26 protein-coding genes are annotated in these 25,786 nt (G+C 30.1%); 20 read left to right on the top strand and 6 right to left on the bottom strand.

Going from position 1 to position 25,786, the window contains the following annotated elements; translation table 11 throughout:
• Nucleotides 1–11: 11 nt before the first annotated feature.
• The 3 genes from ACLII3_RS09250 to ACLII3_RS09240 form a co-directional block, all read right to left on the bottom strand.
• Nucleotides 12–3,032, bottom strand: coding sequence for a SusC/RagA family TonB-linked outer membrane protein (locus tag ACLII3_RS09250; protein WP_412983948.1), 3,021 nt, complete (start codon nt 3,030–3,032; stop codon nt 12–14).
• Nucleotides 3,033–3,264: 232 nt separating this feature from the next.
• Entirely contained in the window at nt 3,265–6,063 is a 2,799-nt protein-coding gene (locus ACLII3_RS09245) for a triple tyrosine motif-containing protein (RefSeq protein WP_412983947.1), read from the bottom strand.
• 468 nt (nt 6,064–6,531) lie between these two features.
• Nucleotides 6,532–6,912 (bottom strand): hypothetical protein, encoded by a 381-nt coding sequence (locus ACLII3_RS09240; RefSeq protein ID WP_412983946.1) that lies wholly within the window; start codon nt 6,910–6,912, stop codon nt 6,532–6,534.
• A 93-nt stretch (nt 6,913–7,005) separates the two neighbouring features.
• On the opposite strand from ACLII3_RS09240, the gene xerA reads away from it, so the two are divergent.
• From xerA to ACLII3_RS09190, 10 genes are all read left to right on the top strand, one after another.
• Entirely contained in the window at nt 7,006–8,142 is a 1,137-nt protein-coding gene (gene xerA, locus ACLII3_RS09235) for a site-specific tyrosine recombinase/integron integrase (RefSeq protein WP_412983945.1), read from the top strand.
• Between the two features lie 150 nt (nt 8,143–8,292).
• Nucleotides 8,293–8,664: a hypothetical protein gene (locus tag ACLII3_RS09230; protein ID WP_412983944.1), complete on the top strand. Its 372-nt coding sequence runs from the start codon at nt 8,293–8,295 to the stop codon at nt 8,662–8,664.
• A 145-nt stretch (nt 8,665–8,809) separates the two neighbouring features.
• Nucleotides 8,810–9,232: a hypothetical protein gene (locus ACLII3_RS09225; protein WP_412983943.1), complete on the top strand. Its 423-nt coding sequence runs from the start codon at nt 8,810–8,812 to the stop codon at nt 9,230–9,232.
• Nucleotides 9,233–9,313: 81 nt separating this feature from the next.
• Nucleotides 9,314–9,895 (top strand): hypothetical protein, encoded by a 582-nt coding sequence (locus ACLII3_RS09220; RefSeq protein ID WP_412983942.1) that lies wholly within the window; start codon nt 9,314–9,316, stop codon nt 9,893–9,895.
• 151 nt (nt 9,896–10,046) lie between these two features.
• Nucleotides 10,047–10,514: a hypothetical protein gene (locus ACLII3_RS09215; RefSeq protein ID WP_412983941.1), complete on the top strand. Its 468-nt coding sequence runs from the start codon at nt 10,047–10,049 to the stop codon at nt 10,512–10,514.
• Nucleotides 10,515–10,684: 170 nt separating this feature from the next.
• On the top strand, nt 10,685–11,128 hold the full coding sequence (locus ACLII3_RS09210) for a hypothetical protein (RefSeq protein ID WP_412983940.1): 444 nt from the start codon (nt 10,685–10,687) through the stop codon (nt 11,126–11,128).
• A gap of 1 nt (nt 11,129) precedes the next feature.
• Entirely contained in the window at nt 11,130–11,639 is a 510-nt protein-coding gene (locus ACLII3_RS09205; RefSeq protein ID WP_412983939.1) for a hypothetical protein, read from the top strand.
• 158 nt (nt 11,640–11,797) lie between these two features.
• Nucleotides 11,798–12,559, top strand: a complete 762-nt coding sequence (locus ACLII3_RS09200) for a phospholipase D-like domain-containing protein (protein WP_412983938.1) — start codon at nt 11,798–11,800, stop codon at nt 12,557–12,559.
• A gap of 430 nt (nt 12,560–12,989) precedes the next feature.
• A complete protein-coding gene (locus ACLII3_RS09195; protein ID WP_412983937.1) occupies nt 12,990–13,904 on the top strand; it encodes a hypothetical protein in 915 nt (304 codons plus the stop codon).
• Nucleotides 13,905–14,317: 413 nt separating this feature from the next.
• Nucleotides 14,318–14,635, top strand: coding sequence for a hypothetical protein (locus tag ACLII3_RS09190; protein WP_412983936.1), 318 nt, complete (start codon nt 14,318–14,320; stop codon nt 14,633–14,635).
• Here ACLII3_RS09190 and ACLII3_RS09185 read toward each other — a convergent pair.
• On the bottom strand, nt 14,586–14,900 hold the full coding sequence (locus ACLII3_RS09185; RefSeq protein ID WP_412983935.1) for a hypothetical protein: 315 nt from the start codon (nt 14,898–14,900) through the stop codon (nt 14,586–14,588). The two genes, ACLII3_RS09190 and ACLII3_RS09185, sit on opposite strands and share 50 nt — an antisense overlap.
• Nucleotides 14,901–15,146: 246 nt before the next feature.
• On the opposite strand from ACLII3_RS09185, the gene ACLII3_RS09180 reads away from it, so the two are divergent.
• The 10 genes from ACLII3_RS09180 (at nt 15,147) to ACLII3_RS09135 (ending at nt 24,594) form a co-directional block, all read left to right on the top strand.
• On the top strand, nt 15,147–16,451 hold the full coding sequence (locus tag ACLII3_RS09180; RefSeq protein ID WP_412983934.1) for a Fic family protein: 1,305 nt from the start codon (nt 15,147–15,149) through the stop codon (nt 16,449–16,451).
• A gap of 328 nt (nt 16,452–16,779) precedes the next feature.
• A complete protein-coding gene (locus tag ACLII3_RS09175; RefSeq protein WP_412983933.1) occupies nt 16,780–17,157 on the top strand; it encodes a hypothetical protein in 378 nt (125 codons plus the stop codon).
• A 171-nt stretch (nt 17,158–17,328) separates the two neighbouring features.
• Nucleotides 17,329–18,213, top strand: a complete 885-nt coding sequence (locus ACLII3_RS09170; RefSeq protein ID WP_412983932.1) for an RDD family protein — start codon at nt 17,329–17,331, stop codon at nt 18,211–18,213.
• Between the two features lie 389 nt (nt 18,214–18,602).
• Nucleotides 18,603–19,043, top strand: a complete 441-nt coding sequence (locus ACLII3_RS09165; RefSeq protein ID WP_308864037.1) for a thioredoxin family protein — start codon at nt 18,603–18,605, stop codon at nt 19,041–19,043.
• A gap of 1 nt (nt 19,044) precedes the next feature.
• Nucleotides 19,045–20,025 carry an FAD:protein FMN transferase gene (locus ACLII3_RS09160; RefSeq protein ID WP_412983931.1) on the top strand — a complete coding sequence of 327 codons (981 nt, stop codon included), beginning with the start codon at nt 19,045–19,047 and terminating at the stop codon, nt 20,023–20,025.
• Nucleotides 20,022–20,234 (top strand): DUF4266 domain-containing protein, encoded by a 213-nt coding sequence (locus tag ACLII3_RS09155; protein WP_412983930.1) that lies wholly within the window; start codon nt 20,022–20,024, stop codon nt 20,232–20,234. The genes ACLII3_RS09160 and ACLII3_RS09155 overlap by 4 nt, the downstream gene beginning before the upstream one ends.
• A 13-nt stretch (nt 20,235–20,247) precedes the next feature.
• Complete coding sequence (locus ACLII3_RS09150; RefSeq protein WP_407660195.1) at nt 20,248–21,561, top strand: DUF3570 domain-containing protein; 1,314 nt, start codon at nt 20,248–20,250, stop codon at nt 21,559–21,561.
• A 422-nt stretch (nt 21,562–21,983) separates the two neighbouring features.
• Nucleotides 21,984–22,517: a hypothetical protein gene (locus ACLII3_RS09145; protein ID WP_412983929.1), complete on the top strand. Its 534-nt coding sequence runs from the start codon at nt 21,984–21,986 to the stop codon at nt 22,515–22,517.
• Nucleotides 22,518–22,761: 244 nt separating this feature from the next.
• On the top strand, nt 22,762–23,700 hold the full coding sequence (locus ACLII3_RS09140) for a hypothetical protein (RefSeq protein WP_412983928.1): 939 nt from the start codon (nt 22,762–22,764) through the stop codon (nt 23,698–23,700).
• 156 nt (nt 23,701–23,856) lie between these two features.
• Nucleotides 23,857–24,594, top strand: coding sequence for a hypothetical protein (locus ACLII3_RS09135; RefSeq protein ID WP_412983927.1), 738 nt, complete (start codon nt 23,857–23,859; stop codon nt 24,592–24,594).
• Between the two features lie 144 nt (nt 24,595–24,738).
• On the opposite strand, the gene ACLII3_RS09130 is transcribed toward ACLII3_RS09135, so the two are convergent.
• Nucleotides 24,739–25,188, bottom strand: a complete 450-nt coding sequence (locus ACLII3_RS09130) for a hypothetical protein (protein WP_412983926.1) — start codon at nt 25,186–25,188, stop codon at nt 24,739–24,741.
• A gap of 1 nt (nt 25,189) precedes the next feature.
• Complete coding sequence (locus tag ACLII3_RS09125) at nt 25,190–25,702, bottom strand: Panacea domain-containing protein (RefSeq protein ID WP_111129547.1); 513 nt, start codon at nt 25,700–25,702, stop codon at nt 25,190–25,192.
• Between the last annotated feature and the right edge of the window lie 84 nt (nt 25,703–25,786).

Raw genomic sequence — 25,786 nt, 5'->3', positions numbered from 1 at the left:
TTGATTTTTTTTTAAAATTTAAGGTTAAGTCCTAAAATAAACTGTCTTGACACTGGATAAAAACCATAATCAATTCCCCCTCCTATAGCTTGTCCAGTGGTAGCTGCAGGATCATATCCTTTGTATTCTGTAAATGTAAATGCATTATTAACTGAGGCATAAACTCTTACTTTTGACAGACCTATTTGCTCTATTAAAGCATCTGGTAAAGAATATCCTAATTGGATGTTTTGTATTCTTAAAAAAGAAGCATCTTCTACAAAGAAGTCTGAAAACAATTTATTTGTTGAAGAACCTACTGTAGTTCTTGGAACTGTATTACTAGTTCCTTCACCTGTCCATCTATCTAGATATAAGTTTAGTCTATTTACATTAGGCTGATCTCGTTCATAATTACGTACCATTTCCTTATTAACCTCAGCATACATATAGGTTGTGAAATCAAAATTCTTATACTTAAAATTAAGATTTAATCCCATGTAATAATCTGCTTGTGGCTTTCCAATGTATGTTCTATCATCAAATGTTATTTCCCCATCTCCGTTTGTATCTACATATCTAATATCACCTGGTGAAGCAGCAGAACCTAAAGCTGCTTGCGAAGGGTGCGCATCTACTTCGGCTTGGTTTTGGAAAATCCCATTTGTTTGTAGTCCATAAAAATAACCTATTGGTTGTCCCACTTCCATTCTAGAAGGTGCTAATTGCCCAACTCCAAAGCTTCCTCCTTCAGGAATTACATCACCATTTATTGATATTACTTCTCCTTTAACTTTAGTTACATTATAACTTACTCCATAAGAAAAATCGCCAGATAATTGATCGTTATAACTTAATAACAATTCGAATCCTTTACTACGAGTTGTTCCTGCATTTACAGTTGGATTTCCTCCTCCAGGAGCTGATGTTCCTAATATACCAGATACTGGAAGTCCTGCTATTAATAAGTCATTCCTATCTTCTAAGAAATAATCTGCAACTATTTCTAGTTTATTATCAAACAACTTAGCATCTAGTCCTATATCTAATTTCTCAGCAACTTCCCATGTTGCTTCTGGATTAGGTATTTGACCTGTTGCAACACCAGACACTAAACTTCCATCGAACACATAAGTTGCTTCACCTGAAAGTAATGCTCTAAAAATATCTCCTCCAACATTATTTCCTAATGTTCCATAACTAGCTCTTAATTTCAAAAAGTTGATAGTTTCGTTATCTTGAAGAAACTCTTCATCTGAAATTTTCCATCCAGCTGTAGCAGAAGCAAAATAATCTACTCTATTTTCTGGCGCAAAATCTGAAGCAGCATCTCTACGAATCATAGCTGACAATAAATATTTGCTATTATAATCGTATTCTAGTCTACCGAAATAAGATGTTAATCTATTATCATAAATATATGATCCATTGTTTAAAGACTCACTTAAACCATTTGCTAAACTTATATCTGCAAATTGCCATGAATTATTAGGCACATCATAACCTGTTGCAAACAAACCATCTCCCCAATTTTTTTGTGCGCTTGTACCTAAAGTAACAGTCATGTTATGTGAATCGGCAAAAGTTCTATTATAAGTTAAGAATGTTTCCCAAGTATATGAGTTAGCTGCAGTTCTAGATTGACTTACACTACTTCTATCTGTATTAAATACCTTTCCAGGTCCATAATTAACTATAGGAGAAAATGATTTTGATTTATCACTATAAGTTTTGTAACCAATTCTAGAAGTGATTTTTAAATTATCGTTGGCTTTGTACTCTAATTGGAAATTACCCTCTAAAGAGTTTCCAAAATAACTATTATATGTATTATTAATTTGAGATAATGGATTTATAACTTCATTTCCTAAAAACCCAGTTAAATCTTCTTGATTTGTTGAATATGTTGGCGCATAATTTAATGCGTTAAATAAAACTGACCCTAATCCATTCTCAGCAATTGTTTCTCTTTCTTGGGCAAAATAATTAGCATTAACTGTTGCCTTAAATTTATCACTAATATCAACTCCTAAATTCAGCTTGACATTATTTCTTAAATAATTAGACTTATCTGGCGCAATAATACCATCTTGTTCTAATCTTGAACCTCCTAAATAATAAGTAACTTTTTCGCCTCCACCAGACAAACCAATATTATGATTTATCATAAATGCTGTTTGGAATAATTCATCTTGCCAATCAGTTCCAACACCTAAACCACTTACATCTGGAAAAGGTATTGATTGACCATCAGCAGCATAACTTTCATTTAACAGTAAAGCATACTCGGTAGCATTTAAGTAAGGTAAAGTACGTGTAGTTTCTTGCATTCCAGTATATACATTATATGTTAATACTGGAGCTGTATTTTTTCTACCACTTTTTGTAGTAACTAGTACCACACCGTTTGCTCCTTTAATTCCATAAATTGCAGCTTGAGCATCTTTTAGTACAGTTATCGTTTCAATATCGTCTGCATTAATACTATTCAAAGAACCTTCATATCCATCTACAATAAAGAGTGGTTGATTATTTCCATTTGAACTAACACCACGTATTAAAATATTAAATGTACTTCCTGGAGAACCAGAAGGCGCATTTACTGTTACACCAGAAGTTGTTCCTTGTAATGCTAAACTAGCATCTACAGGTTTTAACTCTTCTAGTGTTTCTGAAGACACTAATGATACCGAACCTGTAACATCTTTTCTTTTCTTAGTTCCATAACCAATAACAACAACTTCATCTAAAGATTCTGTATCATCATCTAATAAGATTTGTAATGTATCACTTCCTGTTACTGTGACTTCTTTTGTTTTAAATCCTAAATAAGATACTACTAGTATAGAATTAATAGGCACATCTTTAATGGTAAAATTACCATCAAAATCTGTTACCGCTCCTTTTGATGTGTCCTTAACTAAAACATTTACACCAGGTAAAGGAACACCATCTGAACTTGCTTTTACAGTTCCATTAACATCAACGTTTTGTGCATTTATAGAAAACATAAACATAAATGTTAATGAAATTGTACAGAGTATTTGTTTCATAAAAAATAGTTTGAATTGATTTTAGTTAAAATTATCCAAACAAATTGTGAAATAATTAAAATTGCCCTATACAAAAAACATACATCGCAAAAAAAACCAATAAATTTTACCATATTCTCAATACAACTTAATAGTAATGAGGATTTTAATTTAAGAATAAAATAACCTAAACACACCTTAAATTAGTCAATGTTGTGGTTATGTATAGGTGTTTTCTGCCTTTGTAGTGATACTATAATTCCAAAATATAGTTTGTTAAGCTTGTTTCGTGTGGTAAATTAATCTTTTTGCGCAACCTATATCTCTTTACTTCAACACTACGTGGAGATATATTAAGCAATGGTGCTATTTCTTTTGAAGATAAATTAAGTCTTAAATATGCACAAAGCTTTAAATCGTTTGGAGTAAGTTGCGGATGTTTCTTTTTAACTTTTTTCAAAAAGTTTTTATCGGCATTATTAAAAGCTTCTTCAAACAAATTCCAATCATCTGTATTGTTTAAATTTTGATCAATAATACTGATAACAGATTTAATTTTGTTTCCTTCTCCAATTTTATTTAACTCGTTTTTAATATCATTTAAAAACTCATTCTTTTTTATTAAACTCATTGTAGAAATTGCAAGTTCTCTACTTTTATTTTCTACATCTTGCTTTAACTTTTCATTTTTCAACTTAATAAGTTCTTGCTTATTTTCTAATTCTGACAATTCTAATTCTCTTTGAGTTTTCTCAATAAGTGACTTGCGTTGTTTTTTATAATAGCTCTTATATAGATTATGAACTGCTATAAAAATTAATAGTAGACCAATAGAATAAAACACCAAACTAAGATTAGACAAGTACCATGGTCTATCTATTGTAAAACTATAGGTTTCAATATTTTTAGATACTTTATTCCCCGCCTTTGCTCTAACATTAAACGTATAATCTCCAAAAGGTAAGTTTTCGAACAACACATTAGAATTTGTAGACCATTGGCTCCAATTATCATACAATCCTATTAATTGGTATTGATATTCTGAATCTACATATTTTTCAAATTCAGCAATACTATAATCAAACTTCAAATTATTAGCATTGCTATTAAACATTCCTGCAGAGGTTTTGCCTACCAAAATACTTTCTTCATCTATAATAAAATTGGAAATATAGTTTAATGTTATATCAACTGTAGCATGAATTTTCTCATTAATATCTATAATAAAATATCCTGATGAAGTGCCGTATAAGTATTTGTCATTTCCAAGGTGCAATATATTTTCAAAGCCATTACTTCCTTTTTGCAATATATTAGGAATTGGTATTTTATTAATTTCTGGATTATCGGATAATTTCCCTGGTGTTATATATATTAAATCATCTTTAGTAAAACTCCATAATTTATTTGTATGCTTATCTACAACTAATTTTCCTGTTAAATACTCATCTACTGTATAGGCATTACTTAAAAAAGAATCTTTAACAAATTCATTAAGCTCTAAATCATATTTATATATACCTTCCTTATAAGCATATATTATTTCATTATTATACTTTACTAAACTAGAATTTATACCTTTATCTACAGAGTTCTGCCTTTTTACATTAACAACTTGTGTATAGTCATCATTAATCTCTAATTCAAACACTCCCTTATATTCATGGTTTAATATAAGCTTATTGTCATCTATAAACTCAAAGTATCTTGATGACATATCAAAACCTTCAATTTTATTTTTATACTTCCAAGAAGCACCTTGTTTTTGAAGTACAAACAATCCTAAATAATTCCCTTGAATTAAAAGATTTTCATTATTTGGTATATTTTTCACACTCCATGTGCCTTGAATATTTGATATTTTATTGGCCATACCTTCACTAACAATATATGTTCCATTGTCATGACCACAAAACAATTCGTTATTTATCACAGTTAAATCCCAAACTTGCCCTTCCATTCCTTTAACAAGCTTAAATTTATCTGATGAATTGTTCTTTTTATAAAATAATCCTTGATTTGTTCCTAAGTATAAGACTTCCTTATATATTTCTGACTTATATACGAATCCTAATTCACCATTTATATCATTATATAAATGATAAGGAGATTTCATATTTATACAATTAATTCCATTATCTAATGCTAGCCATATATTTTCATCATTATCTTCATATAATGATAAAACTGTATTGTTACTAAGCCCATTACTTTGATTAACTGTAAAATTAACCTCGCCAGAAGAAGTAATATGTATAAACCCACTAGATATGCTACCAACAACAAAACTCTTATCTTTTAATTGAATGCCACTATAAGCAGTTATATTGTCAAGTAAATTGTCTGCTGGAATCTTCCATTTAATTACAGAACCTTCTTCCAAAAAGTAAAATCCTTTTTTTTGAGTTTGAAAAAGTAACTTTCCATTATGCTGAAAAACATTTACAATAATATTATCTATTAATAATGGATTATTAGTAACTAATGTTTCATTACCATTTTCTAACTTATAAATCCCATTAAATAGTTTTTGAAAATATATTTCTTTACCAACACTAAAAACTTTAGTTAATCGAGTATTGGAATTAATTATTTTAAAAGTCTTTTTTAAAGTGTCATAAATATAAATTCTATTTAAAGTTTGAAATAACACCCATTGATCAATATTCAATATATTCCAAACCTGCTCATCTTCTATTAATGATACTTGATCATTATTTGACAATGAATTATATTCTAATTTACCAAATACATTTTTCTCCCAAAAGCCAAACTCCATATAGCAGCCTGTATATATTTTATCACCAACAACATGAACACTTCTTATAATAGACTCATTTGGAGAAGCGAATAATTCCCAATTTGCTCCATTAAAAACTAGCAAACCTTGATTATTAGCTACATATAAAACATTATTTTCATCTTGAGATATGGCCCAATTTTGACTTTGAGCACTATAATCATCAGTAGTATATGATTGTATAGGAGGTCTTTCTTGTGCAGATACTATTGAAATAAATGCAACATATATAATAACTTTTAATAATCTCACTTAGAAATGAATTAATTAAATGTTAAGGTACAAAATAAAAGCTAATCAATAATATCAATATATACAAGAATATTTACTTTCTTTTGTATAGGTTAGTTTTTCTATTTCTATTAACATAAAAAAACACAACATTATAGATTATCTATTAAATCTATATTATAAAGAGTTCAAATAAAAAACCATCTTAATAATTAGTGGCATTGATAACAAAAAAAGAAAGCTAGAAGAACAAGTGAAATTTTAAATATTGCTTACAAAAAAAGCCAAACACTTTCGTATTTGGCTTGTTGTAGCGGGAACAGGACTCGAACCTGTGACCTTCGGGTTATGAGCTCCATTCCAGTGTAATTTTCAACATAAACACTGGGCTCATCCGCTGTACTTTTGTAAAAACGTGTTCCAAAACGTGTTCAGTTTTGTGTTCACTTTGTTATACAAATATTGCAAAGCAATTTACTCAAAAATGCTTTACTTCCCCATATAATCTTGCCAAATAACTAGCACATATTTTTCTTTACTATTTTCTATATGTTTTAAAAAACCATATTCGTACACAAAAAAATAAACATTGCCTTTATGATTTTTCCAATAATGCGTGAAAAAATTAGGATCAAATCCATCGTCAAGTAATATTTTTGACCTCACAGTAGCTTTTCCAGCCTTATTATAAGCTTTTAAAATTTTTCTATTAAGCTTCAACTGATTATCAACTTTATTATAGAATCTTGGCTCTTCCTTTTTCGATTCTTCATATTGGTATGAACTTTTACAGTGAACATCACAATATTTTTTATCGGATCTACCTTGCAACTCTTTTTTACAATGCAAACATGTTCTTTGAGAAATCATATTATCGAATATTATGCGAATAATATACGGATAATATACGGATAATATACTGATTATACATTTCTTAAGATTATCTTTAATAAAATCTACGCTATGAATCGACTTCACAACATCACATTAAAGCATTTATCAATTAATAAAAATAAATGCATAGGTCTACAATACTTTTCTCATAAAGTAATAGATGCCTTAATTAGAGAATTACCAAATATAGCTTGGAGTGAATTATACCAAATGCATTATTTACCCTATAGCAAAGAAAATTTAGACAAGGTTTTTAAACTTTTTAGAGGTGTAGCATGGATAAATGGGAATTACTACTTTGGAATAAATAGGTCAAAAGATGTGGATAAATCAACAAACATATCTTGGTTTAACAACCGTAATACTCCAACAAACTACAAAACTTGCCCTGAAATTTATTTACAAAAACTTCAGATAAAAAAATACTCAAACAACACCATAAAGAATTATGTTAGTTGCTTTGAAAAATTTATAAATTATTATAAAACTAACGACATAAATACGCTTAATGAAAATGATGTCAGAAAATATATTTCGCATTTAATTAATGAAAATCGTTCTAATGCATTCATAAACCAATCGATTAATAGTATTAAATTTTATTATGAAGTCGTTCAAGGTATGCCAAACCGATTCTACTCTATAGAGCGTCCACGTAGAGAAAAAAAACTTCCTATAGTCCTATCGAAGAACGAAGTATTAAAGGTTATTAATAACACCAATAACATTAAACATAAATGCATTGTTAGTTTACTTTACTCGTCTGGCATACGTAGGAGTGAACTTATTAATTTAAAACTAACAGATATTGATAGCGAACGAATGCTTATTCGTATTGAAGCAGCCAAAGGCAAAAAAGACAGGTACACCATTTTATCAGAAAACACACTTAAAGATTTAAGAGTATATTTTAAAAAATGGAAACCTCGAACTTATCTATTTGAAGGTCAAATTGGAGAAAAATACCATGCGAATAGTGTTGGAAAATTAGTAAGTGCTGCTGGTGTTAATGCTAAATTAAGCAAACGAGTTACTCCTCATATGTTAAGGCATAGCTTTGCAACTCATTTATTAGAAGCAGGCACAGATTTAAGACACATACAATTGTTATTAGGTCATAACTCTACAAAGACAACTGAGATATATACCCATGTTGCCACAAGTTCTTTTAGCAGTATTAAAAACCCTCTTGATTCCAAAAATTAATCAAAAATATATTAATCTGATTCAGTAGTAGTTTAATTACAATTTTGTAAGTTTATACTCATAAACTAGAAATAATTTCTAGGTATATATAATAAAAATATACTCCCTAGGGAGTATACACATACGTTGTAACACATTTGACCAAACTAAATGGAGAAAGTAATTTTTAAGGAAAAAGCATTCGAATATTCTCTAATCGGATATATAATTCTACTGTTATGTTGGAATTTTTATGGACTATCAAGCGGAAATTTAATAGCGTTTCTTCCTATTGCAATTCAAGGAATTTTATTGTTCTTAATTTTCTCAAAAAATAAAAATGCGAAAATCGGAATTAAAATCTGGGCGATAATATTAATATTAAGTCACGGAATTTCATTCTTGGCTAAACTTTTAAAAATCGCCTTAGGAGATGAAATTAATTTGACTGAAATATTGAATAAAGCAATCTTTCTAATAATCGGAATTTTGATATACTCATTTAACGAAAAATATGTTGAATTAATAAAAACGAAAAAATAAAAACGTGTTACAACAATGTATAACCGCAATTACGGCGGATTCGACTGCGTCCGAATCCACTCTGAATTGCTAACGCCAGTTCTTTACCGAAAAACATTATCTTTAATCCCGTAACTGACGGTTATACAAGACCGTTGTGCATAATATGAAAATCAAGCTAATTACATATATTTTTCTACTAATTTTTCTCAGTTCTTGTGCTGAAAAATCAGCTTGTGAAAAATTTAAAAAAGGAGATTTTTATGAAATTGTACTTGGGAATGAAAATATCAATAAAAAAGTCACTCGAATTGATAACTCTGAAATCTCTTTGCTTGTAAAGAGAAACGGAAAAACGGTGGAATCAACCAAAGACTATAAAATTATAGAATGGATTAACGAATGTGATTACATTTTAAAAATTGATGAATCGAAAATGGAAATGGACGAATCTATGCGTGAAATCAATCGGAACGGTGGAATTCTTTGTGAATTTGAATTTGAATCTGATAATTATTTGCATTATAAGTGTACAAGTAAATTGGACAATTACGAATCAAGCTGGAATCAAAAAATAAGAACTGAATAAATACTATGCACAACAACGGCTATAATCCATTGCGGCTGAAATTCCTATCGGAATTTCATTGCAATTTACTATCTTTCGGCTATGGCGGAAAGAATCCTGCGGATTTTTCCGCAACGTATCATAGCCAAAACCGTTGGCAACAATATTGACGAACACCTAAACACACAAAAAAAATCAATGGGAATATTTAACTTTTCGAAAAAAGAGGAACTGAATTACACGGATTTTAATACAATGATGATTGATAATGTTTATCTGATTAAAATACCCAAAGAGTGGAATAAATATGAAAGCGACCGATTTAGAGCACGCACGAAAAATAAAAAAATCGACTTTTCTATAACCAATTACGGAAAAGAAATTTCAACACCTGACAATTTTGGAATCGAAGACTTGAAAAACCAATTCTTACCTTTATTTGACAAGTTCGTTAACGAAGGTGGTTACGTCTCGAATAAAGATTTAGAAATCGGAGAAAATTTTATTTATCAATCTTTTAAAGTGGGAAAAGAAACTCAATATTATTATTACACAAGTAGAGTAATAAAAAATGATTTAAGAGTTGTGATTGCATTAATAATTAGACAAATCGGAAAATTGGAACCGAAACATACTGAATTAATTAAAGATATGGGAAAAAGTATAACCCATAAAATAGCATAAAATACAGTTGCCAACACCGTATATAATTTATTGCTAGTTCTAGCCTACTTACGAAAATCCTCGCGGATTTTCTATTCGGTTTTTATTTGCTAAATTACGTGCTAAACCACGCAACAAACCATATACAAACCCGTTGTACCCAATTTGAGAAATGAGCCGTCTAAACACCAAAATTCTGATTTTTCTTCTGACTTTTAGTCTTCTATCTTGTAAAGACAATAAGGAAAAAAGAAAAGAAATCGTAACTGAAAAAATTGAGCAATTTTCGGAAAAAGAAACAGAATGGAATAATTTAACAAATCGGATTTTAGAAAATCAGTATGTAAACTCAAATTTGGGAAAAAGAATTTATCCAATCGATTTAGAACAATCTCTATCGACTGAATTAATAGAAAACGGAATTAAATTCATTACTGTACTCAACGATTCTGAATGTAAAGAAGTGGAATACGCAACAGAATGGACTGAATATCCAATCGGAACTCTATATCTGACTTGGACAACGTGTGGGAATTTAAAACAAACGGAAAAAGGATTTTATCAATCTGACTCAAGTTTCATAGAAATATTTGGAATTGGAAACAATTGGCTGATTTGGACTGATAGCGACTTTATCTGAAAATAAAAAACTGGGTACAACAACGTGTATAATTAATGGCTAGTTCTCGCCTACTTACGAAAATCCTCGCGGATTTTCTATTCGGTTTTTATTTACTAAATTAGGTACTTAAACACGCCACTAATCATACACAAAACCGTTGTGCATCAGCTGAACAAACATCGAACTAAATGAAAAACTTCTTACTTCTGATTTTTTTAACAAGCATTATTTCTTGCCAAAAAAATGAATTTTACACAAAGGAAATCCTAGCCGAAAATGTTTTCAAGTCTCTACAAGAAAACGATATTGAATTATTTAAAAAGTCCGTACCAAGTTATGAATTTGTCCAAGGGTTATCAGAAATGACTTCCAGCGAATATGATAATTGGGTAACCGAAAACTTCCTTGAAAGCCAAGAAGAGTTCAGTAAGAAAAATTACAAAGCGTCGGACTTTGAATTGTTTAAAGTTAATGAACCATATAGAACTTACGAGATTGACAGCTTTGAATACATAAGATATTACGTCATAATTAAAAATAGTGAAAATGTTTATCTGAAACTTGACTTTTTAGATTGCATCAAAACTTCAAATGGATATAAATTAGGTGAACCAATTGATATAAAGAAATAAATTGGAATACACAGAAGAAACAGTAAGACAAATCTTGAACAAAGCTATCGACAAACTATTTGAAGTTGACTCATATTTGCTAAACAAAAAATATGACATTAACGAAAGAACGGTTTCTCACAGATTGGCTTTGCATTTGAATGAGCATTTTGCGGAAACGGATTATAATGTAGATATTGAATATAATAGAATTAGAGAAGAATATGGAAATATTGAAGATGTTGGAAATTTAATGGGTAAAAAACTTCATTGGGAAAATTCCGATGAGGCATCTGGCGAAAATTCAAGATTTGTATTTCCAGATATTATAGTGCATAAAAGAGATAAACACGACAATCTTATCGAAATTGAAATAAAAATGGCGTGGAAAAATGGAAAGAAACAATATGATTTAGATAAAATCAATCAATATATGGACGAATTGAAATACCAATTTGGAGTTTATATTGAATTATCCGAAAACAGAAAGGATTGTCTTATCGAATTTGGACGCTTTGATTTGAATAAATAAAGCCGAATGCACAACACCGTATAAAATTAATTGCTAGTACTCGCCTACTTACGAAAGTCCTCGCGGACTTTCTATCTGGTTTTTATTTGCTAAATTAGTTGCTTAAACAACGCAACTAATCTTATACAAACACGTTGTGAGCAATTTGAGAAAAAATTATGGCAGACATTAAAAAGAGAGAAGAAATAACAAATTCGATGTTGAAACTTATAACTTCAACAAAAGAAATTCTTGTCATAATCTCGCCATATATTCAGCTTTCATCTGAATTTAAGAAAGCCATTTCAGCACTTGATAGAAACATTACAATCCTAATAGCCTTTAGGAGTAAAGACATAAATGAAAAGACTTTTGAATTTTTACACAATTTGCCAAATGCTATTCTTTTCGGCAATGACTTTTTGCACACAAAATGTTATATGAATGAAAAAACAGCAATTATTACTTCGCAAAATCTTTATGATTATTCAATGAAGAATAATTTTGAACTTGCGGTTGAATTTAAAAGCAAAATTGACCCAAAAAATTTCTATGACATAAAAAAAGAATCGTTTTTTATTTTGGAGCGTAGTCGTTGCCTGACCGAACAGAATCTAAAATACCATCTTCACGACGGAAAAGTGGCTCATTGTTCGAGTTGTGGAACAAACATATTTCCAATTTTATATGAAGAAAGTTATGGATATGGTATTTGGAGAAAAGAACATTTATGTCAAAATTGTATTGCGGAATTTGAACAATACGAAAAAGAAAATAACGAAGTAGAAATTTTTAAACGTTATGGGCAAAAATGTGCTCTTTGCGGTGGAAATAACGATAACCAATTACAATTAGCTATGGGAATTGCACCAATTTGCACAAAATGTAACAACAAAATGGTTTCACCAATCGATAAGAAAAAAATTGGAAAATATAATTGAGGAATTTAAAAAAAACGCTGACGACCTTTTTAAGAACTATAAAAAGCAAGCAGTGGAAAATGTCAATTTAGGACATTCAAAAAAGAAAGTAAAACAAAAAGACGCAACGTTATTTATGCAACTTTTTTCGGTCTATTCGGACAAAATATCTAAACTCGCAGATAGCTACGAAACGGACAATTGTACGGAGGACGAAAAATTTAAACTGAATTCGTTAGCGAAACAATATATGCTTAAATATTATAAATTGTTTAACCTAAATCGAATATAAAAACTGCTCACAACAATGGCTATAAGTAATTGCTCGTTCTCGCCTACTTCTGAAAATCCTCGCGGATTTTCAGTTTGGTGTGTACTTGCAAAGTTAAGTGCTAACCCACGCAACTACTCATAGCCGAGACCGTTGGGCATAATTTAAAAACTAATTAAAATGAAATTAAAATTACTGATAACATTATTATTTTGTGGAATTAATTCATATGCTTCTGGAGTAAGAGTTTTTATTCCAACAGAAAAAGGATATGAACAAGTCGAAATTAAATTAGAAGTAATGTCTGCTAATAACATTTTAAATTTTCTTGGTTATAATAAGGAAGAATTTTATACTTATTCCAATTATACTTCAAGTAACCATATATTTAGTATAGAATTTAAATCATTTACAAGTGAGATAATTTGTATTTCAACTGATGATACAATTGATTCTATTACTCAAAAAGACATTGATAACTATCTTGTGAATTACTCTTTCAAAGATGTTTTTGGGGCATATGAAATAGAATATACTCTTAAAAATGGAGTAAAACATAAAACACTTTCACAAGAATTTTTGAGTGAAATTTTTAATAAATCCCTATCTGATTCTAATTCATTTATTGCTTTAGAGATAGGATATGAACTACATTTTGAAAATGGATTTCTTTCTTCTTATAATTCCTCTGACGGACTTAATAAATGGGCAAAAAGTTGGAAAAATGAAATACCAGAACGCTATCGAAAATATTACAATGAAGCGTCTCGATACCAAACAAATGAAACGGACATTTTAAAGGAATTAAACGCTCAAGCTGATGCGTTTGCAAGTATACCAAATGGAGTTTATAATGAATATATAAAATTTCACACTAACGACAGCGGAATTGTGAATTACAAAATGTTATTTGTAGCTCATTACAATAAGACAATGAATTTGGACGAGTTTAAACTAATAAATAAAGGCAGGTATGAATTATCTAATGAATTTAACGACCAAAACAATTACAAAAGGACAACTTATCGAGTGAATAAAGGACTTTATACTTTTGATGAAAAAGGTCAGTTGATAAATTCTTATACATCGAATTAAAAAACTATGCCCAACAATGGCTATAAGTAATTGCTTGCTCTCGCCTACTTCTGAAAATCCTCGCGGATTTTCAGCTTGGTGTGTACTTGCAAAGTTAAGTGCTAAACCACGCAACTACTCATAGCCGAGACCGTTGTGTGTCATTTAAGACACACTTATCAAGCGAGTTTATTTACAGTAAACACAGAGAATCTCGCTTGAACAAAAATTCTCTGTGTGGTAAAACAGCCCGAGTCCAGTTAATAGGGCATACAACACGTTCATTTACTATGAAAATTAAGTATGGTGATTTCTCCTTGAAATTATCCTTAATTGAACTAGCAATAGTTTACTTGTTGCTGTTTTAAAAACATTCAGTCGGTGTTAACGCATCGGCTGAATTACGTAAATGAACTTAATAATATCTTTAATACATGAAAGAAATAAGCCGAAAAGAACAAATTATAATAGATACCGAATATTTTATATTGGTTGAAAATCAAAAACTAAAACGAATTAATAATTTTACGTTTGAATTTGATGTTTACGAACAATGCAAAGAAATTGAAAACAGATATTGCGTATATTTTAAAAATATGGATGAAGCAATAGATGTTATCTCTAACTTTAATCAGTATGACTATAAAATGAATATTGATAAAGACTCAATCAGAGTTAAATTAAGCGGAATTATGTATCACGCTAACTTAAATTCTGAAAAAGACTTTTGGATTTCTTTTTTCGTAAAGTAATTTCAATAGCTAGTTTTAAGTTTTCAAACTTATGACCATCTAAATTATTTAACATTAAAAGAAAATCTGTAATCAACTTATTTTCGTCATCAGTAAATAAATGAACATATTGTGCGTCGAATTTTGTGTCAACTTGATGCTCTGTACTTAAATAAAGTTCTTTTAAAACATCTTTATCAAAGCCTAATAATAAACCTCTATAAACCCACTCATCTAAAGTGAAATCTATTTTTTTAAGAAATATTTTTGATTCGTCAACTGACATAAAAAAACGTCACACAACAACGTGTATAAATAATAAGGGTATAATTGCTAAATTAAAATTAATAACTATTTAATTAACTATGTTCTACGTATGAAAGTTTATACACTTTTAACCCTTACTATTCATACACAAAACCGTTGTAAAACATTAGTTTGAAAACTTGGTCTATTTATTAAAATAACATCTAAACATTGATTTTTACGTTACAATGTGTTATATTTGATGTGATATTTAACACGTTGTAACATGAAAATAGAAAATCCACCAGAAATAAAGGATTTTGATTTCAACAAATATATTGAATGCTTTAAGAAGGATGGAATGGAATCATTTATTCAAGAAACTGATAAAAGATATTTTTATTGGACTGAAATAAAGCATCGTCCAAACTTACCTTTTAACAATCCGAAAAAAGCTTGGGAAATTGTTAAAACGCACAGATTTATTGGAGCGAAAAGACTATTTTTTGGAAATCATAAGTTCACTTACAACCTAACTTCATTTATACAAGAAGATTTACACAATTTCGATTTAAAATTAATTGGAGGACTTTATAAAAATTCGATTACGCCTCAAGAACAACAGGAATATTTTAAAAATTCTCTAATTGAAGAAGCTATTGCCTCTTCTCAAATTGAGGGAGCTGCAACGACAACTGATGTAGCAAGAGAAATGATTAAATCAGGCAGAAAACCAAGAACGGAATCTGAACAGATGATAATCAATAATTTCAGAGCTATCAGAGAAATTGAAAGCAGATTAGATGAAGATTTATCAATTGAATTAATTCTTGATATTCATCAAATAATGACCGTAAAAACAGATGCGGCTAAATATGCTGGAAAATTCAGAGACCATCCGATTTATGTCAAAGACCACGTAGATGGAGAAATCGCTTTTACTGCGCCTGACTATTCAGAGGTTAATGAATTAATAGAACAACTACTATATTTTATTAATTCGGAAAACGAATTTTATCATCCAATTATTAAAGCTTCTATTCTTCATTTTATGATTGGTTATATACACCCATTTGGTGATGGAAATGGACGTACTGCAAGAGCTTTATTTTATTGGTATTTAATTAAGAAAGGATACTCTTTATTAAAACATATTTCGATATCTAAAGCAATATTAAATTCAAGAACAAGCTATGATAAAGCATTTTTAAAGACAGAACACGACCAAAATGATTTAACTTATTTCATAATGTATTCAATGAAAAGCTTAAGAGTCGCTTTTCAAAGTTTGGTTTCATATAGAGATAGAAAACGTGAGGAGAGACAAAAAGCTTCTGAAATAATATATGAGCTTACACAAAAAGGATTTAATAAAAGACAAGCAGATTTATTAGGCTATTTATTTATCAAACCAAAAGCTAAAATAACTGTCCCAATATATTCTAAAAGACATGAAATTGTTAGACAAACAGCAAGTAGAGATTTAACTGATTTAGAAGAAAAAGGAATTATTTTTAAAAGTAAAGATGGTAAAACAATGGTCTATGAATTAATTGATATTGAAAAAATTGGAAACTATTTAAATAAATAACGTTTTACAACAACGTATATAATCCATTGCTAGTACTCGCCTACTTACGAAAATCCTCACGGATTTTCTATCTGTGATTTATTTGCTAAATTACGTGCTGAACCACGCAACGTATCATATACAAAACCGTTGTGTGTAATGCGAGAAAAACATCTGAACTAAGAACAAATTGAAGAATAAGATTTATAATTTCGGAAAAAAAGCTCTAATAATTTGGGGCGGAATATCGCTAATTGGAATTATTCTGATTTTCGGGTATTTTGCGTACTCGACCACAATCGGAAATAAAACTGTTGAAAATAAAGCCACGAAATCTGATGTAAGATTCGTGCTGAATTGGTGCGGACTTGGAGACGATAGAATTGAAAAAGTAACGAATAGTTATGAATCTGGTCGCTCTTTTACTGGAGATTATTTAGATGCTTATGGAATTGACATTTCGAAAGTAACTCACGATGAATTGAAAAACAAAAAAGGCTTTTATCGGTTAGATAGTTTACCTAAAGTTTTGAATGATGCTGTTGAAATGACAAACGGTTGGCAATATCAAATCCCTTGGTTTCCGAAATTAAAAGATTTGAAAAAAGAAGATGTTTATGTCTATCCTTGGAGCATATATTGTAATGGAATTGACCCAAGTGGTGCTGAATTAATTTTTGTGATACCGAATGAAAAAAAAGTATATTATATTGGAACAAAAATGTAGCGAAAGCACTACACACAACACCGTGTATAATTCATTGCTAGTACTCGCCTACTTACGAAAATCCTCGCGGATTTTCTATTCGGTTTGTATTTGCTAAATTAGTTGCTGAAACACGCAACGAAATCATACACAAACACGTTGTGTGCAACCTAAAAAAACGAAAAACATAAAATGACAACAGAACAGAAAACTAACGCAGGAACAAGAATTGGCTCAATGTTACTTGACCACATTGCAATGACATTTATCGCAATGATATTTTTTATTCCCGGAATGATATCAGGATTTTCAGCTGCATTTGAAATAAATCACGAACAAACCAATCCAGACATATTCGGTGGACTTAGTTACGTTGGACTAATTGGCTTTACTTTATATTTCTGTAAAGACTGTATAAATGGAAGAAGTATTGCAAAGAGAGCTTTAAAACTTCAAGTAGTAGAAAACAAAAGTGGAAATGTCGCTTCTCCAATTAGATGTTTTGTGAGAAATATCTTTTGCATTCTTTGGCCAATCGAAGTTATTGTGACTTTGGCAAGTCCAAGTAGAAGAATTGGAGATATGGTAGCAGGAACCAGAGTAATTCCTTTCAACCCTGAACTTGAACAACCTAAAGTTAATTTCGCACAAGTTGGACTTTCAATCGTTCTTGCATACGGACTAATGGTTCTTGTAATGCTTCCATTTGAAGGACTGAAATCAAAAATGGAAAGTAATCGAGTGAGTTATATTGAAAGCTCTTTAAACGAAAATTCTGCCAACGAAACAGAACAGCTTTTTGCAGACAGTTTAGGAACATATCTGACTGCTGATGTTCGTGTTTACGATAAAATCGAAAAAAATGAAGAACTGAAATACGTTTCTGTAATCCTTCGACTAAATGAAAATTATTTGGATAGTGATAATGATTACGAACAAATCAAATCAGCGACTGTGCCATTACTTCTGACTAAGTTTCCAGAAAAGACATTTGTCGGACAGATAAAGTATGTCTATCAACAACCAGGAAGTATGCAGACAAGAACATTACCACTTGATTGGAGAGAAAAAGAATAAAAAAGGCAGCACACAACAATGTATATAAAAAATAGGCGAAATAACAATAAATTCAAGGGTTTCGGCTCTTATCAAAGTTCGTGCTTAACCGAAAGTTTGGTGCTTCGAAATCGCCTACTTTTCATATACTAAACGTTGTGCATAATGCGGAAAATCGTGCTAAACATCAACATTTGAACTAAAAAAAGCCAATGCTCAAACAGCACATTTGTTTTTTTTCGAAACATCGGCCAACACAAAAAAAACAAAAGAGCAGTTTATTTACCAACGCTCAAATTGATGCTAATATTAAACTGAAAAAAATGAGCTATTCATACAACAAAAAAATAGTGCATTCGTTAATAGGTATTGGTCTAATTGTTTACTATGAATACTAAATAAATTTTAAAATGAAAAAAATAATTGTGGCATTATTAGTAATGGTTGTTTGCGTAAGTACAACAATGGCTCAAGAATGGCAATCAGATATTAACGTTGCAAAAGAAATTGCATCCAAAGAAAGTAAACCTATAATATTAGTATTTCAAGGTTCAGATTGGTGTGCGCCTTGTATTAAACTTGACAGAGAAATTTGGAGTACAGATACTTTTAAAAAGTATGCAAAAGAAAATTATGTGATGCTAAAGGCAGATTTTCCGAGAAGAAAGAAAAATACATTGTCAGAATCACAAAAAAAAGCAAATGTATTACTTGCTGAAGAATACAATAAACAAGGTTTTTTTCCTTTTGTTGTAGTACTTGATTCTAAAGGCAAAGTGTTAGGTGAAAGTAGTTATAAAAAGACTACACCAGAAAATTATATTAAAGAATTAAACGCTTTTACAAAGTAACTTGAAACATCTAATCACATTATTACTTTTATTCTCAATAATAGGTTGTGCAGCACAACAATCATATAAGAGAACACTCAAACTAATGGGTAGTCGGTTTGACATTACTGTTGTGGCAAACGATTCTATACAAGCAAACAAATATATTGATACTGCCGTAGCAGAAATTTCAAGAATTGAAAAATTAATTTCATCTTGGGATGATAATTCTCAAACATCAAAAATTAATCGCAATGCAGGAATTAAACCTGTGAAAGTTGACAAAGAACTATTTGATTTAATTGAAAGAGCAATAGGCCTTTCAAAATTAACTGATGGAGCTTTTGACATTAGCTATGCTTCAATGGACAGAATTTGGAAGTTTGATGGCAGTATGACCAAAATGCCTTCAAAAGAGGAAATAATTGCTTCTGTAGAAAAAGTTGGCTATCAAAACATTGTTTTAGATAAAAAGAATAGTACTGTCTTTCTTAAATTAAAAGGAATAAAAATTGGTTTTGGTGCTATTGGAAAAGGCTATGCAGCTGATAAAGCAAAAAAACTTCTTATTTCAAAAGGTGTAAGTTCTGGAATTATTAATGCTTCTGGAGATATGAATACTTGGGGAAAACAACCCAATGGAAATGAATGGAAAGTTGCTATTACAAACCCAATGGATAAAAATAAAGTCTTTGCATTACTACCTATTACTAATGGAGCTGTAGTTACTTCTGGAAATTATGAAAAATATGTAAACTTTAATGGTAAACGATACACACATATTATTGACCCAAGAACTGGATATCCTTCTACCGGAATTATAAGTGTAACCGTATTTGCGCCAAAAGCAGAATTGGCAGATGCACTAGCAACTTCAGTATTTGTTATGGGAAAAGAAGCTGGTTTAGACCGCATTAATCAATTGCCAAAAATAGAATGTATTATCATCGATGATAAAGGAAATATCACGAAATCAAAGAATATAGAAATAGATAAATTATGATTAAAAAATTTATATGTGCTACATTAATTACTACTTGTCTTAGTAGTTGCGTTGTGGTTAAAGAATACGAAAAAGTAAATATAAATGACCCAGATATGGCATTGGCAGACAAGAAAGCTGACCGAAATATTTCTACGATGCATTCCTATCGTGAAGCAGCTGTTGGAGCAAATGGAGGAAAAACTGGAGGAGGCTGTGGCTGTAACTAATAAAACTAGAAATTTGAAAAAAATAATTTTAATATTCTGCGTATTTGCTTTTGCTAAATCATATTCGCAAGCAACACAAGACTCAACCAAAGTTTATAAAAAACGTGTATTAGAAACTACTGAAGTAGATTTTCTAACAAGTTATTATTCTCAAGATGGCGACAATGCCGCGGTAAGTGGTGGAATAGGTACTGAAGAATTAACAGATATTACAGGAACTTTTGTCGTTTCAATACCTTTAAATGATGATGATGTATTAACCATTGATGCAGGAGTTTCTGCATACACATCAGCTTCTTCAAGTAATATTGATCCTTTTGATGATGGACCAGCAGACCCATTTCAAGCTTCTTCTGGCGCATCAAGTAGCGACCTTTGGGCAAATTTAACTGGAAGTTATAGTCATAGCTCTGACGATAGAAATGATATTTGGTCTGCAAAAATATCTATTTCATCAGAATACGATTATTTTTCAGCTGGTTTTGGTGGTAGTTACACAAAATTATTTAACGAAAAGAATACAGAGTTAAGTGTAAACGCAAATGTTTATATCGATACTTGGAATGCCATTTACCCAACCGAATTAAGACCGTTTGGAGAGAACGGTAATGGTTTAAACAATAGTTTGTTCACGCAAAATACAATTACAGGGAACACAAATTACAATCCTAGATTTAGTGAGTTTAAAGATGAAGGACGTAATTCTTATTCTTTAGGTTTTGGATTCTCTCAAATTCTTCACAAGAATGTACAAGGTTCGTTAGCATTAGATTTTGTAAAACAAGACGGTTTATTATCTACACCATTTCAAAGAGTGTATTTTAGTGATGTAGCGGATTCATTTATAGATGATTTTCAACTTGCAGATGCAATTGAGCGTTTGCCAGATTCAAGATTTAAAGTTGCTGTTGGTGGTCGTTTAAATTGGTATTTAAATGAAACATTTACAGTAAGAACATTCTATCGCTATTATTTTGATGATTGGGGAATATCTTCACATACTGCAAGTATTGAAGTTCCAATTAAAATAACAGATAAGTTTACGTTGTATCCATCTTATAGATTTTATAACCAAACAGAAGCCGATTATTTTAGACCTTATGAAAGTGCTTTATCTACCGATGACTTTTATACTTCTGATTATGACCTTTCCGAATATTCTGCTAACCAAATTGGATTTGGAGTGTCTTATACAGATATTTTCGCAAAGGCACATATTTGGAAACTAGGTCTAAAAAGTATTGATTTAAAATTTTATCAGTACGATAGAGATACATCTTTTAGTTCTAGTATTATTACTGCAGGATTTAAGTTTGTAATGGATTAATATTTATTTGTTATAAGCCAACACTCAAAGCCATACACATTCGCAATTCGCTACAGCCAACGCAACGCCAAAAATTGCAAAAGAGTAAGTCTCGCCAACGCACACATTTGAACTAAATAACAAACATCGGAAAACCAAGTAGAACGTGAAAAGCACTATGCACAACAATGTATATAAAACATAGCTATTTCAGGCTTTCCGAGAGGTTTTTGCTTATTTATTAAGTCCGCCAAATTTTTATTTTTGTATATTTAGAAAATTAAAAAATAAATAGAAAAAATAAAAATTCGGCTTGTGTATAATCCGAAACGATAGTGTCTTTTTACACGCTACGTTTCATATACGGAGACGTTGTGCAACATATGGAAAAACACAGACGACATAGCGAAAAACGAAATCGGTTTTCAATGTTATTCCCAATTTTGACAATCATTGGAATTGGAATTGTTGTCGTTTTGTCGTCCTTTTATGAAAAAAGTTGGACTTACAACTGGAACGGAATTAGACAACAAATAAAAGACAGTTTAAAAGTCGCTGAATATGGCGGAATTTCGAGTGGAGTTGTTGGAATTTCTGCGAAACGTCCAAAACAATTTGACAGAAGAATGTGGATAATGAAAAATGCAACACAATCTGAACTTCTAAAACTCACAGAATATCCAAATGCAACTATAAAAACCATTGCATACGAAGGACTAATTAGAAAACCAGAATTCGAAAATAAAACTGATTTGATTTTAAAAGCTATTTCGGATACCGAGTATCCAATATCATATCAATCAGGCTGTGTTGGAACAACTATGAATATTAGCGAATATCTTGTTGATTTTGTTTTATACATTGACGATAAAAGTCCACCGCCACCAATTGGATTTGAAAATGATTTTGGCCTTTCCGAAAATGAACGGAACAAAATACTTGTTGAATACAGAAAAGTTCCAAGTTTATGGAAGTAAAAATACGTTGCACAACAACGTGTATAATTAATTGCTATATTTAAACTAAAATTGAAAACACTAAACAACCAACCATAATTTCTACGGCGGAAAATTCTCCGAATTTTCTTACCGCACAAATTATACACAGAAACGTTGGCTGTAATTTGAAAAACCGTTAACTCAATCAAAAGACATATTCGCTCATTTTAGTTTTTAGTAAAAGAAAATCAATATTAGATTTGAAAATCAAAATGCAAAATTCATGAAATACATTTTAGTAATAATCTTCCTTATTTTTAGTTATACTTCTTTCGGACAAAAAGTTATAATTAAAGGAATTGCGATTGACACTACTAAAAACAGGAATAGAGTTCGAATTTCAGTTAACGATACACTTTCAAAATATTTTTCAGCAGATTTACCAAAACACAATAAACATTCAGAAATTACTAAAAACAAAGATTTATTTGTGACAGCAGATGAAAATGGAAATTTTAAAATAAAGGTAAAATTGACTGACTCATTATTTTTCAAATCCTGGCAACACATAACTGAATCATATCTTGTTTCAGATTTGGTTAAAAGAGATAGTATAAGAATTGAATTAAAACCAAAAGTTTGCACAGAATATATTCCTTGCAAAGATAAACCTAAAATGCTTTATGCATTTATTGGAAAAAAAATAAACGTAGAACCTGCGGATTACATTTATTACTGCAATATAATCTCAATGGATTCTAAATATGAAGCAGAATACGAAATCCTTGAGAATTTGTATGGAAATTATCCTAAAGACACTATTAATTTTGTTTCTTACGACCATGCATCTATAAGACGTTACGATGATTATGAAAATGTTCTAATCTATGTTGCTGATTATTGTGGAGAGTTAATTCATGTAAAATATCAATATCACGATTTATATAAAACTATTGACGGAAAATGGGCTTCACCTTATAATCCTTATATCTATAGAAAAGTTGATTCGACATTTCACATAAAACCAAGAAAAATTGAATTTGAAAAACCAATAGAATTTGAGTTTAAAGAAGAGAATCTGGAATTAATTAAAGAAAAATATCCTGAACCTTATTATGAGATTAAAAATGGTAAGGTTAAAGTTTTATATGGTAATTATCCGAATGAATTATTTGAATTAAAAAAAATAACTGTTTTAAAAGATAGAGGATTTTTTGAATAAAAAACTACAGCCAACAACGTGTATAATTAATTGCGGCTGAATTTCCTCTCGGAAATTCAATCTTATTAATTATCTTTCGGTTACGGCGGAAAATGACTGCGTCCTTTCCCGCAACTAATCATACACAAAACCGTTACCACACATTTGAGCGAACCAATGAAAAAAGGAGTTTTAATATCAATAATTGGAATTATAATTGTCGGGATTACTTATTTCGGAATTGAAATGTATGGCTTTGCTAAAGGAGTAAAAAAAGATTCTCAAAAACAAATCGGAATTAATAAAACAGAACATATTGTTCAAAAGGAACAAATAGGTGAAGAAAAATTGAATATATGTAAAAAACAGTCTGAAAATGGAATAATATTCGAAACCTGCATAAAAAAGTATAACTTATTTACTCTCAAATCATCAAAAGGAGATGTTCTGTATAAAAATGACAACAATCCTTCAGAATATATATTGAAAGATTTTAACGAAGATGGATTTTTAGATATTGAACTTCATTTTATGACAAATGTTCCTGACGTGAACGAAATTCTCATTTTCAATCCTGAATTAAAAAAATTTATAGAAATAGTAAACTTTTCAAGCTTTCCTGCCTCAATAAAAATTAAAAACACAAACTATTACTATTCTTATCATAGAAGTGGTTGTGCCGACTCGAATTGGGATAGTGATTTATATATTTTAAAAGAAAACAAAGCTGTAAAAATCGGAAATATTCACGCGATAGAATGTGAAAATGAAGATGATAAAGGAATTTACATTTATAAAGTTAACGGTGAGAATAAAAAACAATTAAAACTCATTCCAATTGAGAAGAAAGACTTTGGTAATAAATGGGAATTTATTGAAAAATATTGGACTGAAAATTATAATAAATTTGAATAAAAAACGTGTGGTAACACCGTGTATAATTCATTGCTAGTACTCGCCTACTTACGAAAATCCTCGCGGATTTTCTATTCGGTTTGTATTTGCTAAATTAGTTGCTGAAACACGCAACGAAATCATACACAAGACCGTTGGCAGTAATTAAAACCCGTACTTTTTCTTAATATATGGTTCAATGGTAGTAGCTGTAGTTATAGTTATGTGAATAGATTTTAAATCACTTGAACTAATATTCCCAACAGCTCTTTCAGGATTTTTTTTCAAAAACTCAACAACAGTTTCAATCGAAAACTCTCTTACTTTTGAACAGTCAACAAAACTATCTTTTTCAAGAAAAGGGTTATTTGCTTTGTCTACTTTTAAATGTAAAGATTTTAAATATGAATTATAAGCAACATTTGGATTGGCTTCTGAATTAATAACAACATAAGCTAGATTCTCTTCTGCATTATCTTTAGCAACTACAATTATGTACTTGTCATAATTAACAGTAAAGTCAGGGATTTTAATCAAGATTGCACTACCTAAATCTATATTTCTTTTGGCAAACTGATTTTTTAAATCATCTGGAAAGAAATCCCCTAAACTCATATTAGATCAACTCTAAATTATCATTAGTTTTCTGCATACTAATGAACTTGAGTAAACTTTCATCTGCACCAACCGCTTTAGCCATATCAATATAATTAATATTCCAAACTGCTTTATTGTATGCGTAATCGTGAGATTTATCGGTTAATGTCGGAAAATCTAAATCTTTATTTTCTTCTATTGCCTCTTTTAGACATTCTAAATCACTTTCTGACAAATAATCTAAATTTGGCTCGGCTAAAGATTTCACAAAGTACCTGTGATATTTAGCAACTACTTCTTCTAACCCTTGAATATTTTCATCAACAACATTTTTGACAAATGAAGGAACTGGACCATATTCCATTTTAACATATGTATCACCAAAAATTGGTCTTCCATACTTTAAAAGATGCTTTTGGTCAGCGAAATAAAGAATTTTATAAGTCTTGTGAGTATCAGCCTTTTCAAGATTGTTTACTACAAATAAAAGGCTATTAACAGCTTTTTCTTTATGTAAATTAAAGTCTCTCATATTTTAGTAAGTTATTCATTTTATGCGAAATGAACGCAGCAAAGTTACAAAAAAATAACTACTGCCAACAACGTATATAAAAAA

The sequence above is a fragment of the Pontimicrobium sp. IMCC45349 genome, assembly GCF_047219225.1.
In the GTDB taxonomy this organism is placed as follows: domain Bacteria; phylum Bacteroidota; class Bacteroidia; order Flavobacteriales; family Flavobacteriaceae; genus IMCC45349.
The sequence above is the reverse complement of the archived record's forward strand: the minus strand, read 5'-3'. Positions and strand labels throughout refer to the sequence as shown.